Here is a 17,306-nt window from a genome sequence, read left to right on the forward strand (position 1 = left end):
GTGTTTTCGAATTATAAGTGATTTGTCCTGCTTTAATTGTATAATAACCAAATACGAGCTTTGACCGTTTTCCGAACAATGTCACTATCTGATTTGCTTGATCAAGAGCTACAGAATCAGCTATATAAGTTACTTCTGGCTCAGAAATTTTGGTTTCTGTCTTGTTGGCCATCCTTTTTGAAAGCTTAACAATCGCATTATACCCAGTTCCATACTTAGCAACTTCCTCTGCACTTAAAACAATTCCAGATAATAACTCTATATTATAGTCTTTGTACGTATCTATACTAATGCTACCTAGCTTATCTTCTGGATATGATTTGTCATCAATAGTGAATAAAACTTTTGAACCCTTCTTGAGAGTCACAGTGCCACCAGAACCTGCTCTATCCGTTCTAAACATCACCTCATCATATTTACTGCCATCCTGATTCTTTAAGGTATACCGCGCGTAGAATTTTTCGATTGCCTTAGCTATGTTCTGTGTTCTCTTATTCTCCCTATCAATTTTTGTAGCGTACTCAATTTTTTTGTCGAGTGTATTAAGCACTAATTTACCATCAAGAGAACTTTGCGAGATAATGCAACGGGGACTGATCCGGTATAATATATCATAAGGATATATCTTGCCATCTATGAGCACTTCCGGCTTTTCTCCCAGGACTCCATAGTCAATCATCAATAGGCTGTCCGATTGTGATTTTGAAGCGATCACCTCGTCTTTCTTCAGCATATTAGGAGACTGAGTAACTTCCGGTTTAATATCATCGGCGCGCGTATCGGCAGATGGCAGTGTGGTAGCTATTTCAATCGGTTTCGCATAAACGATCTGAATGCCAAATGACCAGCCAAGCACTACCACAAGGGGTAGGGCAACAAAATAATTGAGTCTTTTTTGGCCTTTAGATTTATCACTGAAAAGCATCGTAATCCTTTTTTTAAGTTGACCTTTTGAGAAGCTATGTACCAACGTATGGTTATTCTTGACCGCTATGGAGAGCAATAGTTTTGCATACAAAGTGTTTCCGGTCTCAGAAGAAGTCTGCCTATCAGCTTCATACTCGTGTACCTGTTCTAAGGCATGATCATAAAGATATACTAATGGATTAAACCATAAGATAATCTTAAACAAACCACTAATAATCCTGTCGATAGAATGGGCACCAGACACATGTACCAACTCATGCTTAAGGACCTGAGAAATTTCCTCCTCAGTCATGCCTTTTTGGTCCAAAAATACATAATTAAAGAACGAGCAATTGGTAAAACCTTGGTGCTTATAAACAATTCTCAGTCGGCCTATCCTTTGATCTACATGACGTGTGTACCATAGTATTCTCGACAATTGAAATAAGAACATTGCGAACATACCAGCAGCTACCAGCCAATATGCCTGAACAATTCGCTGTCTCCATGGAAACTCATTGTCTGCAACTTCTTTCTTTATTGACGTAGGTTCGGCATGGCTCATAGTAACTTGATCTATTTTTTCACCATTAGCAGGTATACCAACTTCAGTCTGGCGACTTTTGCGCTCATCCGCTGAAACCTGTATCTGCAGGTCCAACGAAGGTATTATTGCACTTATAATCAAAGTAGCCAGTAGATAATAGCGATTGGCGTTAAAGAAGGTAAGGCGTTGCAAAAAGAAGAAATAAAAAGCATAAAATAAAGCAAGACATGCGCTTACTTTAGAAAGATAGATGAGCCATTCCATATTATCCTTTGTTTTTATCGATGAGCATTTGAAGTTCGTTTATGTCCTTTTGGGTTAGGGTTCTTTCCTTTACCATGAAGGAAAGCAGGCTAGAAGGGGAGTTGTCAAAATAGCCACTAAATAATTTAGAGAAGCTGGTCTTTGTATATTCCTCTTTGCTAATGGCAGGGAAATACTCATACGTTTTACCGTAAGCTTTATAAGAAACATATCCCTTTTTTTCAAGTAACCTGACAATAGATGAAATCGTATTGTAGGGTGGTTTAGGCTCCTCATCAATTTCTGCTATGATATCCTTTACGAATGCCTTTTGCAATGTCCAGATAATTTGCATGATTCGCTCTTCTGCTTTAGTTAATTCTTCCATAACTTAAAGCTATAACTTAATTTTCAGTTTAACAACTGAATCTTCAGTTTATTTGAATTAGGTTGATATCTCGTATACGAGTTATAGAAATGTATACAAGATTTTTTGAGACACGATACTAAAAGCAAATTCTCATGCTATATATGATTCTCTCCAAGGTTTTGTAGGAGCTGATTTCTATATAATTTAGATAAAGGAATTTTATTTCCCGCTAAAATTACCTGGCGTTTCTCAATCCGTTCAATTTTCTGCTGGGAAATTATGAACGACTTATGAACATATAAAAACTGATCTGTTGGGAGTTTAGTCTGCAAGTCGGTCAATGTAATACGTGTAAGGGTATGTTTACCTGTTTCATGCAAGTCCACATAATTATCTTCCGCTTTGGCATAAACCAAATCACTAAACTTTATTTGCACCCAGTCAGTCCAACTTTACAAATAAAGCGTACTCTTCGTAACCTGGTTTATTTCCTGCACTTGAAGCCTCGTTTCAGGGAGCTGAAAGCCTTTAAGAAGCCAGTATATCAAACAAGCGCTGCCGATCAGCATCCCTGAACTGATCGCCACTTTCCTTAGGTTCACTTCTTTTCTTTCTCTGAAAGATGCAGTACTTCGTTAACTGAATAGGAAAAAAACCATATTGATTTACTTTTGAAATAATGGGTTAACCAAGGAAGAAATCGGGATGGATAAGCATTATATAATAAGGAGCGGCATTAATTAATGCTTTCGCCATCGCCTATAATCTGATGGGGTGGGGTAGAGAGCATTCCCCCCTCATTGAAGTCGTAATATTCTTGTCCGTATTTTATTTTTGCCTTCAGGTCGGAACTAAATGATGTTTTGTAGAAGTCCAGAACATGTCTGCCAACTGGAGGTTTTATCGCCTTTGAGTTATTTGTACCATTTATCAAACTAATTAAAGGATGCATGGGTTTTAGTAAACCCAGCACCTTTTGTAAGTTAGCCAAAGAACTAAATGATTGCAGGTATTTGCTTCTTTGCCATAGCCACTAAATATGAACTAGTTAAACTAATTTTCTTTCTATTCTACCCATAGCTTTTTCGTTATCAACTAAGTCATCAATAGCCTTCTCCCAGCTCTTATCTTCTGCGATAAGGGATGTGCGAAGATAGGCAACTGTCATTTCTCTTACAAAAGAAACCCTTTGAGGATTTTCATCGTCAGTTTCAGCGACATCGTATCCTGAAATACCGCCAAGCATATGCCCGCTCTGGAAAACAGTAAGCAAATATTTCTTTCCAGGGCTCATATTGTATGCATCTTTACGCCAATCTTCTTTCTCTGAAAAAAAGGCGTTTTTATCACCGTCTCCTGCAACTACAAGTACCTCTCTTTCCATTTTTGAGAAATCCGTCCCTCCGATTACAGGATAGGTTTCTAAGGCACCTGCCCCGGCATCCGCACCATTACCAGGGGCGCCAATAACTACAAAGGCTTTTACACGAGGTTCTTCTAACGAAATCTCCTGTTTGCTTATAGGGTCAATTACGCTCATACCGGCAAGCATTGAAACAGTATGTCCTCCAAGCGAATGTCCAACTGCAGCTAAATGGTTTTTATTCACTCGTGCACTAAGTCCCGGTATAACCGCGAGTATTTCATCTATAAGGTCTATAATAACCTTCATATCCTCGGCACGTGATCTCCAAAATAAAGCACCTTCGGGACCATTGGCATCTAAATTTAATGTTTTAGAATCCTGATGTGTTGGCTGAACAACTACAAAGCCTTGTGCTGCGTAGAAATCAACAAGTGGAGCATAACCTCGATATGAAGATAAGAAGTTTGACCTCCCATGGCCATGGGAAAATAACACAACCGGAAGTTTATCGCCGATAACAGGCGCTGTGATTTTAACCTCTAGATCTACCTTACGGCCAGGAACCTTTAATACAATTGGACTAATTGAAATGATTTGATTTTTCATATACTTTGTTTAAAATGATAGCACAAATGTCAGTCTTTAGAGACTTTCAGATGTATCCATATTGAGGAAGTTTGTAGCTAAACTCAAGTTGTCAAGTCAAGTGTGTAGGGCTTAACTCTCGTAATCGGGAAGGATGATTTCTTTGTTGAGCACTTTTTTCTTTGAACTAAAGATTTTTAGAATCCACTGAGCTGGCTTGCTGCCGGCTATAAACACCAAGCCATTCAATACACCTACGCCAAGTTTAGACTGCGGGTAAACGAGCTTTGGTATCCCGGGTGGCAACTTTTGGCACTTTTCCACGTACGAGCGCATCTTATTTTCATAAGCATTAAATGCCTCCTGGTGAGAGTTAGCAACGGACAATTCCCCGGCTAATATGTAGGCCCCTGACATAGCCAGGTCTGTGCCTTTACCAGCAATGGGAGTTGCACAATATGCAGCATCACCCACTATAGCGACTCTTCCTTCGCTCCATTTCTCGATTTTAACTTGGCTAACCCTATCAAAGTAAAGGTCTGTGGCTTTCTCAAGCTCTCTGATCAACCGATCAGATTCCCATCCGCTTCCTTTTAAACGGTCTGCCAATGCAAGTCTTTGCTCCTCAATCGTCAGGTCTTTGAATTCATCTTCTTTTGCCGTAAATGTAATCGAGGCCCGGGTGCCACCATAATTATCAGGCCGGATCAAAAAGACTATTCCATTTTCGGCATTGCACCAACGTGCCCAATTGCTGTCAGTGGACGCTTTAGGTATGGTCAGATAAGCAGTATATAGTCCTAAATATTTAAATACAGGCTGGTTGCCGAATGCCAATTGTCTTGTGTGGGAGCCGATACCTTCAGCAGCTATCACCAAATCAAATTGTTCAGTCTTTCCACTTGAAAATGTAACGGACACGTTTGCTTCTGTTTGGGTAAGACTAGTTACGTACTCATTAAAGCGGTATTCAACATCACCCTTGGTATGATCATACAGTATCTGAACCAGATCACCCCGAAGAATTTCTAACTCCTGGGTCATACTCAGTGCACTTTCCTTTGGAAATTCAGCTAATATTTCGTTCTTAATGTTTACCCAGCGTAATCCAATTTCACTCGTGTTCTTTTCAGAGATTAGATTCTCGATCTTCATTTTATGGGCAATTTCCTGTGCCGGTCCTTTAACATCAATATTCTGCCCGCCTAATCTGAGTTCAGGAGAACGTTCTACTACTGTGACATTAAAACCATAACGGTTTAACCAGTAAGCCAAGGTTGGTCCGGCGATACTTGCACCTGTAACTAATATTTGTTTGTCTTTCATCTTTGGTTAATGGGTTGGTTTTACTTAAAAGTTATTTGGAGAATCCGAACAATATTTATGTCACTTTTAGGCGCTTTGTAGCCTTTCTAAAAACAGCAGGCGAATGCCCGACAATCTTTGAAAATAAACGGATGAAATACTTATAATCATCATACCCCAAATCAAATGCGATCTCTTTCCCTGTTTTAGTAGTATATCTTAATTGCCTTTGCGCTTCACCTATAACTTCCTGTTGTAAAAGGTATGTAGAGGAATAGCCGGTAAGCGCCTTAACCGTATCATTTAGATGACTTACCGAAATGTTTAGCAGTTCTGCATATGCTACAGGGCGTTTTATTCTTTTGTAATGCAGTTTAACCAAATCTTTGAATTCCTGTACAACTTGCGCAGCTCGCGTAGGAGGGTTTTCACCAGACAACGTACGTAATAATTGCATGTTTGCCACTTGGTAAAAGAGCGCGTTAATCAATGCATGCACCATTTGAGTTTGAAAAGGTCCTGCTATCTTTTCTTTCGATGCCTGATAAATAGAAAGAAGCAACTGATCAACAAATTGTAATTGACTATTATCCAGATCAAATAAAGCAATTTTTTCAACAGATTGCTCGGTAATAGAACGTGTCCTGGTATCTAGACTCTTTCCATCAAAAAACATCACCCACCCAGAAATTTCTTTTGATCGAATACATTGGTGCACCTGACCAGGTTGAACAAGCAAAAGAGATGACTTCCCCATGTTCACTTCCTGTCCCTCCACCAGCATACTCATTTCACCAGATCTTAAAAGAAAAAGGCCGTGGGTTCCATGTCGGTGAGGTTCGAAAGCTATCGCTGCGTCTTCTGCGGGAATAAAGGATGCTAACATAGGGGATAATATTAACCCATATCGGCCTGCTCCCAATTCAAATAGATGTATATCCTCTTTGATCATCAATTTTTGACTAATTCTTAAAGCCAAAGATAAATGTTCGATAAAGCTTTTTTACCCAACAAATTACGGCAAAAGGTGGACAAATAACTGATTCTCAGATTCACTTAGAACATAAAATATTGAATTAAATGGGAAGCATGTGTTACAATTTACATTTAACAATTCTTCTGTATTGCAAGGGTGAATGGTTTCGATGGCGCTTGAACCAAACACTGAAATGAGCTATGCTTTGAAATCCGAGCTTGTTTGAAATTTCTTTAATTGTTGTTTGGTCGTTAGCCAACTCATCAATTGCCTTAATTATGCGCTTTTGATTTATTATGTCTTTAGTTACTTTGCCATTTTCTGTCAGGGTAATCTGATTTAGTTTTGTTGGTGAGATGCCAAGTATATTTGCGTAGAATCTAATATTTGGTTGACTAGAATAATATTTATCAATTAGCTTATTCAATTGCTTTACAATATGACATCGAAGACTATCTAGCTGTGGATTTCGTAAACCATAATAATGATTAACTAGCAAAAGCAAATGGCTTAAATTGTTATTTTGCATAGCTGACAAAAGGTTTTGATGCTGAGCGCTGCTAAGCTTAATACTAACTTCCTTGTTTTTTAAGTAAATGCTTTCTAACGCATGCCTTGGGAAGGTGGATAGATATTGTTGAAGCTCATAATCGCTTATAGTTACGACCTTACTGATACTTTCCCATGCACTAATTTCCCGCTTGATTGTGGACGGTATGATTAAAACGCTGTGGCAGTCAAAGGGCATCACGCCCCTTTTGACTTGGTTTCTCAACTTTTTTGATGAAACTAATAGAATTTCCATAACTGAGCAAACATAGACTTAGCTTAATACTGCCTTCCTAACAAAAAGTAAAAGTGCTTTTTACCGCAGGGAATGAGTCTGCAGCTTAATCAGCCCTTGTTACTAATTTTGATCATAAGCGATTTTGATAAGCCGCATTTTTATTAAAAGAAACCTCTATGCGTTCAGAGAGATCATCCAGATGGTATTTACTCAAGCCTGTCAAAACTGATGATTTCTGTTTCAAGAGAATATTTAATTTCTTAAGTTCGACTTTCACTACCGAGGTCATATCATTTTGGACGATCTCGTCATTCTGATCAATATCGTCAGAAATCACACTGCCTTTTACTATTGCAGGAGGATTTATCAAGCTTATCAGCTTATTTATATAAACTTTTTGGAGGTTACGACGATATACATCAATTTCGGAGTTTGAATTCAGTTCTTTGAACATTGAGCGATTCATATCGATAAAAAGATCGCTTATCTTATAAGAGTTTTGTCCATCCGTAGCTTCTGCAACAATAAGTTTGTTGATTGTAAAGTTGCTTACCAGGCGATTGATGACTGGAACTTGTAATTTAGCAATAAGTGTCATCGGGTCCTGACCTATATTGTCTAATATATCTTGTCTTAACAGCCATTTCGGCGTATCAAAAAGTTGCTGATCAAGGAAAGCCATCGCTTCTTCTTGTTTTGATGCCGGATTGCGCTGGAAAACAGTCCCCGTTTGTGCTGAAGACTTTGGAGTAGCCATGACACCTCCTATATTTTTAGTTACATGGCCCATATAACGTGTGAACTGACTAATGATATGTCCATACATCGTTGATAAATCTTCATGTCCTTCTCGATCTGACTTGGTCCAGTCAGGTAATTTAGCTAATATCCTTTTAAGATTTTTGATTCCATACCCACTAGAAATCATAGCATTATCTCCCAGGTCTTCACTTTGCGAACGGGGATCATCTCGGTTACTTTCCGGCCCAAACCATAATCGATTGTTTGTTAGCTTATTTGCCGTTAGTTTGCCGAGAAGAGGAACTTCTGAAAGCGCAGTTTTGCCTTTTAATAGCTTGTAACCCCATTCAATAGCCCAGAAATCATAGTCGCCTATACGAGGGTAAATTCCTTTAGAATTAATGTGGTCTTCAGGCTGTGCCACATAATTGAAGCGTGCATAATCCATAATGGAAGGGGTATGGCCAAAAGCCTCAACAAATTTTTTATCCCGCAGTTTTTCAGATGGTACTGTTGAGCTCGATCCATAATTGTGGGCAAGTCCAAGTGTATGTCCTACCTCGTGAGATGAAACAAACCTAATGAGTTCGCCCATAAGTTGATCATCAAACGTCATCTTACCCGCCCTTGGATCAATTGCTCCTGCCTGAATCATATACCAGCCTTGAAGTAAACGCATAACATTGTGATACCAATTTATATGTGACTCCAGAATTTCTCCGCTACGCGGATCATGAATGTGTGGTCCCGAGGCATTTTGTTCTTCGGATGGTTTGTAAACAATGGCCGAATGGCTCGCATCTTCCAGATTCCATGTGCTATCGTTCAAGGGCGCTTCTTTAGCAATGATTGCCCTCTTGAATCCTGCCTTTTCAAACGCAGATTGCCAGTCATTTACACCTTGAATCAAGTATGGTACCCATTTTTTAGGAGTAGCCGGATCAATATAAAATATGATTTGCTTTTTAGGTTCGACCAACTCCCCTTTAAAGTATTTTTCCTTGTCTGCTTCTTTGGGCTCTAACCTCCAACGGTTGATGATACTCTTCCTTTCCACACCTTGTGGGTTTGTATCAAAATCTGTGAAGGTTGTGCTAAAATAACCGACCCGTCGATCGGTATAACGTACCTGCATAGGCACCCTAGGGAGCAAAACCAGTGAACTGTTCAGTTCGTAACTGAGCGCACTACTACCAAAATCACTAAGGCTTGCAAATGTTTTTGTTACACGTATTTCTACATTTGTAGGATAGGCCCGTATCGATTTGATGTAAGAGCGGTCGTTTTGCTGAGCTCCAATGTTCCGTAGTTTTTTGTAAAATGCGGGAAAGGAAAACAAGGCATTATCTGCATTTAGTAGTAAAGTAATATCAATTACGGTTCCTGGGCTTCTGGTGTTAAACGCTTTGACTGGAAACGCTGCTAATATGGACTGTACTGATGAGCTAATGACAGAGCGATACATACCATTTTCCGTGCTGTCATTAGATAAGACGGAATATGTTTTACCTCTCATGAAGATCTTATTGCCGGGTCCTTTTTCAAAAGTTATAACCCGCTCGTTGATTTTATCACCGGCGTAACTCGCAAACCTAGTATTTAGTCCTTCGATAGAAGATTTGGCAATGCGACTAACCATCAAAATATCTCTGTTAAGCAAACTGTCAGGAATTTCCAGGTAATAGTTTTCGTCTTGCTGGTGCACAACGAACATTCCTTGGTGACTCTTTACTTTTGCACTAATTACTTTTTCATAAGTCATCGGTGTCTTAGATGACAATGAATCAGGTATTTTCTGTGCGAACACTGGTATTGCTATGAAACTTAGGATAATACATAGCACTCTTGTATTGATCTTCATTTGTCTAAAATTTGCTTTAACAATTTTTCTACATCTTCTCCGCGTAAGTTTTTTGCGACAATTAAACCATTAGGGTCAATCAGGAAATTGCGTGGGATTGCACGAATACTGTAAGCTATAGCTATTTCATTGTTCCAACCTTTAAGATCGCTCACATGAATCCACGGCAAAGCGTCATCTTCTATAGCTTTCAACCAGCGTTCCTTTTTATCATCTAGGGATATACTGACAATTTCGAAGTTGTCGGCCTTAAAATTTTGATAAACTTTTTTTAAATATGGATTTTCTGCCCGACACGGCCCGCACCAGCTTGCCCAGAAATCAATGAGTACGTATTTACCTTTTAACGAAGAGAGAGTGAAAGATGTTAGATTGTTAGTCTGTTGCGTAAAATCTATTGCAGGATTACCAAGTGCGGTCTTTATCGCAATAGCAAGCCGTTGGCCAAGCTCTTTTCCATAAGGAGCACTTTTAATTCTTTTAGACAAACCGCTATATAAGCTATCGAACTTGCTGGCTGTAATGTAATTAGCCTGAGACTTAAGTAGATCAAAACTTAGGTAAGAGTCCGGATTAGATCTAATAAAACTATCCTGCATATTAGCAATTGTCTTACTTAATCTTCTTGCTTGACTAGATAAAACCCAACGTCCAACGGTATCCCCTTTACTCCACAAGGAGGTGAGTTGATTAGAAATACTATATGCCTGATCAGTGTGAGGCTTGAGTTCGGTTGTTAATCTATCATTGTCTGACTGTGTTTTTCCGCCTCTTATCTTTGCTGTTTTTAAGTTTTCACCAGTTATTTGAATGGTGCCTTTTTCGAGGAAGAACACCTGGAGGTCTTGTAATGGCCTGGGAATAGGTACTATACTTTTTGAAGGTTTAGGTGTTTTAATTTGAATGGTTGCTCGGGTCGGTATTTTTACATCGCCTGAAAAGTTAAAGGTACCGTTAACAGCAACTACTGAATCTGTATGATAGCTACCATCCTTATAATAGCTCAGAAATATCTTATCTTTGGGACGAATCTGTGTTAGTCTTCCATTAACACTGTACTTTTCTTGTGAGTTTGCGGACAACCCCATAACGAACGACAGGATTAACAATATAATTTTTTTCATGTTTTCTCTATGGATTAATGGGCATGCCAGGATTAAAGACTGTTGCGTTTAATGGAATTTGAAGCGTATAACGCGGACTATGGGGAGCTAAGGTGGCAATGATTTTTTTAGACTGATCTATTCTGTTAATTTCAGGCATTAGACCTTCGTAATCAAGTCTGCGCATGTCAAACCAACGCAAACCGTTCATTGGCATCTCATAACGTCTCTCTCTGAGAACCCACTCAAAAACTTCTTTTTGATTACTTGAAATGAGGGCCTGATAGTTGGCAGGGGCAAAGCGGTTTACTCTAATCTCGTTCAACTGAGTTAGGGCACCTGTTAAGTCATTGTTACGAATTGCATTTTCAGCGATGATTAGCTTCATCTCAGCCACCGTAGTACCTACAGGTATATCATAGTAGCCATTAGCAGTGGCAGAGAAACGCACGCCAGCCGATGGCTTAACCGTGTTATAGTTAAACGGAGATGCCGTACCCTCATAAAATGTCAGCGCAAGCCTGAGGTCAGTTGACATAAATGATTTAATGAAGGTTGAATCAGCAATATTTACAATACTTCCTGAAGTAGGATCGCTGCCCCGGGCATAGATTATTTCGTTGAGACGTGTAGTACGTGGGAACACGCCTTTAACAACTCCATTATAATTGGTAACAGCTGCTCCCCCCGGACGTTGCAGCGATAGTTGAGCATATTTGGCGGCCTCACTATAGTTTCGCATGTATAAATATACACGGGCAAGCACGCTATAAGCAGCATGTACGGAACCACGAAAGCGGTTACCAGCATTATTTGCAGGAAGATCTATGATAGCTGCATTTAAGTCGCCAATGATGTATTCATATAACTGCTTCACTGTAGCTCTCGGCGGAGTCTGAGTGTTGATGTCTGCTGAGACAACAAAAGGAACTGCCAGATCAGTAGCAGCCGTACTGGCATCATAGGGTTTACCGTAGAGGTTGATCAGGTAAAAGTATTCATGGGCACGACCCAGTAAAGCTTCCGCTTTCAATTGTCTTTTTTGCTCAATACTACCGCCACTCGCTGCATCGATATTTTCCAATACAGTATTAAAATAATAGATATGGTGATAAGCTCCACTAAGCATCTTAGGGCTTGCATCAGCATCAGTAAGTTGCTCCGCCCAGATATAAGCACGTTCACCTTCTGCAATTACATCCGGTTGCCAGGGAATCTTTTGCACGTGATCGGTCATCCAGCAGATTTGAGGAATGCCACTCACCTCACCAAGAAAGCGATTGCCTAGCCATAGGTCAAAGTCGTTAACCGTATTTAAAGTTGTTTTGCCTTTAGGCGCAACGTCAAGGAACTTGTTGCATGCTGTTAGTGTTAGGCATGAGATCAGGATCATAATGCCAGTATATCGTTTCTTCATAATTTTTTATTTATTGAATTAAAAATTAGTAAACAGCCCTAGTGTGTAGGTGGGTGTGATGTATTTCTTTAAATAATTTCCAGTTGCCACGCTATAGTTTTGACTATTGAAGCCTACTGTATAGAAGTTTGAGGCCTGCATTTTTAGCTCAAAATTGCTAAAGCCCGCTTTCTTAAAAGTTTCAAACTCCCTAAAATTGTAAGAGACTGTTACATCACCAAGTGTTAGGTAGGAACCGTTGAGGACAAATCGATCTGAGTTGGCCAGGTATGCGTTACCTGATGCTGCAATGTAATTGGCAGAAGGTAATCCTACAGTAGTTTCATCTCCAGCAATTTTCCAATAGTCACCCGCACCATCAATAGGTCTTGCGGCTGCAGGGTTTGGAAGTGGGGTTCTCACCACAAAGTTTCCGTAGTAGTTGACCATGCAATACAGGTAGAAATTACCGATATCAAAACGGTTGCTGATTCCGATATTCGTCGCTGGAATTGTTGTTCCCCTGCTGTCCAGGGAACCGTAACCCTCATCAATCAGGCTAGTTAAAATTGTTTTATTCCCCTGACTGTCATAATATAATGCAGTTCCTGCTGCATTCACTCCAGCATAGCGATAAGTAAATATATTGCCTACCGGTTCCCCTTTCATATAGCCTCCTGAAGCAGCTGTTAGTACCGCTTGAGATGACACAGTAGGTAAGGCCTGCTGACTAAATTGCGGAATGCTGGGTTTAGGCACATAGGCCTCTAGCACTTTACCTTTGTTATAGGAAACAACCAGTCCCGTGTTCCAATTAAATCTAGCCTTGCGAAGCCAGTCTGCATTAAGAGTAAATTCCATTCCACGGTTTCGAATACTTGCCTGATTAACCAGGGCAGGACTCACTCCTTTAAATGGATCTACATCTAGATTACCTAGCACGTCTGTACTTACTTTGTTATAATAATCTATGTTTCCAGATATATTTCTAAGCAGCGTAAAATCTAATCCAACATTGAAATTATCAGTCTGCTCCCAGCGTAAGCCGCTATTTGCAGGTGAAGAGATGGTAAGCGAAGAGTAAGCAGGTAGGGTCACATTGTTCTGTGTATATAGGGCGATTACTTGTGGTAAGCTAGCTTTAGATATATTGCCATTAAAGCCTTTTGCTATACGCAGTTTCAAGGCATCAACCCAATCAGCGTTCTTCATAAAGGCTTCCCTGTCTAAATTCCAAGCTGCTCCAAGTGACCATAGTGGTTTGTAACGGTACTTAGGATCTGTGCCAAATAAATTAGATTGATCTATTCGTATGCTACCAGTTAGGGAATACCGATTTTTAAAGGCATATACTGCATTTACGTAACCGGATAGAAAACGGTCGTCATTATATAGTTGTGCAAATAGATCATTATAACCCAACACTACCGATGAAGAGTTATAAAGGTAGTTACTATTGAAAGTTGTGCCGGAATTGAAGAGTCGGTTATAATCGGTAGACTGTTGAAGTAAAGTCTGATCATTGTAACCAAAAGTCGCTGATCTGGAACCTTGACTTACAGTTTGCCTGACCTCCGTACCTATTATAGCATTAAGCGAGTGGTTTTCTGCTAGTCGTTTATTATAAGTAAGTTGGGCGCGGGTAGTAAAGCTACGGAGTAAGGATTCCGCTTCTTGTAGATATCCTCCTCTTGGCAGGTTGTAGGTTGCCGTGGTGGTCGCTGATCCTGGTTGTATAAATCTATTGATGAGTGTTTTGGTTAAAGAAGAATTCTCTGTAGCGAAGCGACGTTGGCCTGAATTTGAATTTTCATAAATACCCCCTAACATAAAATCAAGACCATCTCCAATTTTATATCTCAAATTAGTGGAGAACCTCAAATCAGCTATACGGTCTCTGGTATTTACTTCGTTCATTTCATCAAGCGGGCGCATCCGTTGATCTAGAAATCCAACGGCCTGGGTGGCGGTTGTAAACCTGCTACCTGCCCTTGCAGAACCAGATACAATAGGCAAAGCGTTACCATCGGCGTCGGCGAAGCGCTCATCAGAATAGATATTACGGATGTCAGGAATCGGCGATGTATTACCTATAGTCTCGTTATAATCAGTAAGCAATTCTAAAGATAGTCGCTTACTTAATGTTACGTTGGAACGGCCTGAAAGCTGGAACTTATGATTGTCATTATTGCGCTGATTAAGGCTGTTTGCCAGGTAGTTTCCTGTGATATAATAAAGAGCTTTATCATTCCCTCCAGAAACGTTAAGATTATATTGCTGAGTAACAGCATCCCGCAAAAAATACCTCTCATAATCCTCGGCGTTGTTGTATGATGCAAGCTCTGCAAAGCCAGCATCTAGTTCCTGCTGAGTAAGCCTGCCAAGTGATTTATCTATCAATAAATTAACAGCAGCATCTGATGAGGTGCCGGTTAAGTAGGGTTGGGCACCAGTCAACTCTGAATTTCTATAATTTGCAAATGTCCCAATGTTTCCGTCCTGCCAGCGCGTACGAAAATAATTCAGTCCGATATTTCCGTCCTTATCAAAACGGAATCTGCTATAATTATCATGTGGCCTTATACTGACTGTGCTTCTGAAAGCTAATTGCGGCTCCCCAGCTACCCCTTTCTTACGGTCGATAATAATTACACCATTGGATGCGCGAACACCATATATGGCTGCCGCTGCTGCATCTTTAAGTACGGTTACATTTTTAATTTCATTAGGATTGATATCGTTTAGGGATAGTTCGGTAGGATATCCATCTAAAACAATCAGTGGTCTTGGATTTCCTGTCATAGTTGCTATTCCCCGAACTTGAAATAAGTTGTTTCCCTGGAATTGTACATCATTATTTATAAGCACACCTGACAACCTGTTTTGCAGACCACTAAGGAAATCGGTACTTATACGCGATTCGTAGGCTTTGGTGCCAATTTGAGAAACGGCCCCAGTTAGTTGTTGTGGCAGAATGCGTTGGTATCCCGTATTTACGGTAATTCCAACTTCTTCAAGCTCTCCCGTTTGTAATTCCATTCGGATATTACTTAGGTTGCTGTTTGCAGGGAGTTCTCGATTCTTGTATCCTACATAACTAATTAACAACGTGGCATCTTCAGAGACATCATCGAGTACAAATGTCCCATCGGCTCTTGAAGTTGCAGATTTCTTCTTTCCTTTGACCATAACGTTAGCCCCAGCCAAGGGGTTTCCGGTTTCTGCGTCAACAATTTTGCCTGTTACACTTATTTCCAGAAAGCGGTCTACTAATTTATCTAGTAGCGACTTTTGTTTTTCCCGGATAAATATGGTGTGGTTTTCAATCACATATTCCAATTCACTTCCTTTAAGCACTTGATCAAGAACGTTGCGTACAGGGGTGTTGCTGAAATTTGCATTAATGATAGCACTGGTATTGAGCTTATCACTTCTATGAAGTATATCGTAACCTGTTTGCTTACGGATTTCATAGAATATTTTGGCTATAGAAACATTTTTTTCTTGAAGACTAAGTGCTTGTCCAAATGTTAAGGCACTAACTTGTAGAAGAGCGAAAAACATAATAAAAACTGTTATTTTCATAATCAACAGTAGTTTAGAGACGTAGCGAGATTGCATACGACGAAAAGAAGTATAATTTTTATACATTTGAAATAGTCTGTTTTTTATGGGATTGTCTGATGTTAAGCACGACAAAGCCCTTAATTAAGAAATCATTTACATGGAATCTAAATGCAGATGAGAAGGCTTCGATTCACGGTCGAGGCCTTTCTTATGGCATTACATAGCCTATAACCTACGGTCCTAATTTGTGTTGGTTCATGTTGTCTGGTTTTAGTTGATTTGCTTTTAAAAAGTGGTTCGCTCGTTTTATTTGTCCTTTATAATTAATACGTTTCCTTGAAGTTCAAGAGTGGCAATGCCACTGCGTTGTAATACTTTGATCAGGCTGGACAACTTTTCATATTTACTGATGGTTCCAGATATCAATTCTTTTTTCATAGATGGGTTATCAAACTGCACTTCTACATTATACCAGCGAGAGATACGTTTCATAAGTTGCTCAAGGCTTTCTTGGTTAAACATAAAGAAGCCTTGTTTCCAATCAACCAATAACTGTGCTTCCACATCAAAAATTTTCATTTCTCTTCCTGTATTTACAGCCTGCTGATTAGGTTTAAGTATACGGGAAAGATTATTGTTTCCACTTACGAGCACAGAGCCCTCCATAAGTGTAGTACGTACCGCAGAATCATCGCTATAACTGCTCACATTAAATTCTGTGCCTAGTACTTTTACTTCCTGATACCGGGTTTTGACAATAAAGGGGTGATTTGCATCTTTGTGAACATAGAAGTACCCTTCACCGGAAAGTTCAACTGTACGTGCGTTAAAATTCTTGAAAGAGGTTGGAAATTTTAAGCTAGATGCTGCATTTAGAAAAACCACTGTTCCGTCTGGAAGGTTAATTTTAGTTTGTTCACCTTTAGATGTTTCCAGTGTATTAATAGAATTTATGCCTGGATTAGGAGTGTTGGTCGCATTGTAAATGATTTGACCGTCAGCAGTTTTTGTTATCGTAACTTCAGTATTTTTAGCAAGTGTGTCCGCTTTTCCATTGCTAATAATGATTTTTTTACCATTAGCAAGAGTTAGTGTAGCTCCATTTTTGCCAGGTGGCAAATCAGCAGTTGTGATGTCTAATTTATTTTTTCCGTTTTCTTTAATAAGCCAAATTCCTGTACAGAGGGTCAATAAGACTACTGCTGCAATAGATGCAATGCGTGACCAAAGCGGAAATTTAATTTTATTGCGCGACGGGTGTTCCGCAATGTTAGAAGAGAATGTCTGTTGGTTTGCAATGATCAGCCGCCAGAGTTTTTCTTTATGCTCTTTCTCTGAAATAGCAATGTTTTCGGGAATTTCATACGGCATCTCTAAACCTTGGAGAAACCATTGGTTGAATTCCATCATCTCAGCATCTGTGATCTCTCCCTTTAACCATTTATTCGCGTACTCCTGCAATTTATATTGCTGTGAGTTATCTTTCATCAAGGTAGTCTTTAACTATAAGTACCTTGAAAGCGCTAAACTCCTCAAAAAAACAGTAATAATTC

The 17,306-nt window shown here is 39.6% G+C and carries 13 protein-coding genes; all 13 read right to left on the reverse strand.

The genetic code is table 11. The annotated features are described in order from the left end of the window. A partial coding sequence (locus tag WKF66_RS09575) for a M56 family metallopeptidase (RefSeq protein ID WP_489674223.1) occupies positions 1–1,717 on the reverse strand: 1,717 nt, incomplete at its 3' end. Between the two features lies 1 nt (position 1,718). Then, positions 1,719–2,084, reverse strand: coding sequence for a BlaI/MecI/CopY family transcriptional regulator (locus WKF66_RS09580; RefSeq protein ID WP_489674224.1), 366 nt, complete (start codon positions 2,082–2,084; stop codon positions 1,719–1,721). Between the two features lie 137 nt (positions 2,085–2,221). Further along, the gene (locus WKF66_RS09585; protein WP_489674225.1) at positions 2,222–2,503 is read right to left on the reverse strand and encodes a LytR/AlgR family response regulator transcription factor; all 282 of its coding nucleotides are present in this window, start codon (positions 2,501–2,503) and stop codon (positions 2,222–2,224) included. 299 nt (positions 2,504–2,802) lie between these two features. After that, positions 2,803–3,018 carry a hypothetical protein gene (locus WKF66_RS09590; RefSeq protein WP_489674226.1) on the reverse strand — a complete coding sequence of 72 codons (216 nt, stop codon included), beginning with the start codon at positions 3,016–3,018 and terminating at the stop codon, positions 2,803–2,805. 96 nt (positions 3,019–3,114) lie between these two features. Then, complete coding sequence (locus WKF66_RS09595) at positions 3,115–4,038, reverse strand: alpha/beta hydrolase family protein (RefSeq protein ID WP_489674227.1); 924 nt, start codon at positions 4,036–4,038, stop codon at positions 3,115–3,117. A 111-nt stretch (positions 4,039–4,149) separates the two neighbouring features. Continuing rightward, positions 4,150–5,343: an FAD-dependent monooxygenase gene (locus tag WKF66_RS09600; protein WP_489674228.1), complete on the reverse strand. Its 1,194-nt coding sequence runs from the start codon at positions 5,341–5,343 to the stop codon at positions 4,150–4,152. A 55-nt stretch (positions 5,344–5,398) separates the two neighbouring features. Continuing rightward, positions 5,399–6,208, reverse strand: coding sequence for an AraC family transcriptional regulator (locus tag WKF66_RS09605; RefSeq protein ID WP_489674229.1), 810 nt, complete (start codon positions 6,206–6,208; stop codon positions 5,399–5,401). 208 nt (positions 6,209–6,416) lie between these two features. Beyond that, a complete protein-coding gene (locus tag WKF66_RS09610) occupies positions 6,417–7,103 on the reverse strand; it encodes a helix-turn-helix domain-containing protein (protein WP_489674230.1) in 687 nt (228 codons plus the stop codon). Positions 7,104–7,215: 112 nt separating this feature from the next. Continuing rightward, complete coding sequence (locus WKF66_RS09615; RefSeq protein WP_489674231.1) at positions 7,216–9,687, reverse strand: zinc-dependent metalloprotease; 2,472 nt, start codon at positions 9,685–9,687, stop codon at positions 7,216–7,218. Then, a complete protein-coding gene (locus WKF66_RS09620; protein ID WP_489674232.1) occupies positions 9,684–10,811 on the reverse strand; it encodes a redoxin domain-containing protein in 1,128 nt (375 codons plus the stop codon). The genes WKF66_RS09615 and WKF66_RS09620 overlap by 4 nt, the downstream gene beginning before the upstream one ends. Before the next feature lie 7 nt (positions 10,812–10,818). Further along, on the reverse strand, positions 10,819–12,207 hold the full coding sequence (locus tag WKF66_RS09625; RefSeq protein ID WP_489674233.1) for a RagB/SusD family nutrient uptake outer membrane protein: 1,389 nt from the start codon (positions 12,205–12,207) through the stop codon (positions 10,819–10,821). Positions 12,208–12,225: 18 nt separating this feature from the next. Further along, a complete protein-coding gene (locus tag WKF66_RS09630; RefSeq protein ID WP_489674234.1) occupies positions 12,226–15,771 on the reverse strand; it encodes a SusC/RagA family TonB-linked outer membrane protein in 3,546 nt (1,181 codons plus the stop codon). Positions 15,772–16,059: 288 nt separating this feature from the next. Next, complete coding sequence (locus WKF66_RS09635) at positions 16,060–17,241, reverse strand: FecR family protein (protein WP_489674235.1); 1,182 nt, start codon at positions 17,239–17,241, stop codon at positions 16,060–16,062. Positions 17,242–17,306: the final 65 nt, after the last annotated feature.

This window comes from Pedobacter sp., assembly GCF_037719805.1.
Lineage (GTDB): Bacteria > Bacteroidota > Bacteroidia > Sphingobacteriales > Sphingobacteriaceae > Pedobacter.

Excerpts from the sequence above, each read along its gene's own strand:
- WKF66_RS09580 (WP_489674224.1), bottom strand. The coding sequence starts at position 2,084 with ATGGAAGAATTAACTAAAGCAGAAGAGCGAATCATGCAAATTATCTGG.
- WKF66_RS09590 (WP_489674226.1), bottom strand. The coding sequence starts at position 3,018 with ATGCATCCTTTAATTAGTTTGATAAATGGTACAAATAACTCAAAGGCG.
- WKF66_RS09595 (WP_489674227.1), bottom strand. The coding sequence starts at position 4,038 with ATGAAAAATCAAATCATTTCAATTAGTCCAATTGTATTAAAGGTTCCT.
- WKF66_RS09600 (WP_489674228.1), bottom strand. The coding sequence starts at position 5,343 with ATGAAAGACAAACAAATATTAGTTACAGGTGCAAGTATCGCCGGACCA.
- WKF66_RS09605 (WP_489674229.1), bottom strand. The coding sequence starts at position 6,208 with ATGTTAGCATCCTTTATTCCCGCAGAAGACGCAGCGATAGCTTTCGAA.
- WKF66_RS09610 (WP_489674230.1), bottom strand. The coding sequence starts at position 7,103 with ATGGAAATTCTATTAGTTTCATCAAAAAAGTTGAGAAACCAAGTCAAA.
- WKF66_RS09615 (WP_489674231.1), bottom strand. The coding sequence starts at position 9,687 with ATGAAGATCAATACAAGAGTGCTATGTATTATCCTAAGTTTCATAGCA.
- WKF66_RS09620 (WP_489674232.1), bottom strand. The coding sequence starts at position 10,811 with ATGAAAAAAATTATATTGTTAATCCTGTCGTTCGTTATGGGGTTGTCC.
- WKF66_RS09625 (WP_489674233.1), bottom strand. The coding sequence starts at position 12,207 with ATGAAGAAACGATATACTGGCATTATGATCCTGATCTCATGCCTAACA.
- WKF66_RS09630 (WP_489674234.1), bottom strand. The coding sequence starts at position 15,771 with ATGAAAATAACAGTTTTTATTATGTTTTTCGCTCTTCTACAAGTTAGT.
- WKF66_RS09635 (WP_489674235.1), bottom strand. The coding sequence starts at position 17,241 with ATGAAAGATAACTCACAGCAATATAAATTGCAGGAGTACGCGAATAAA.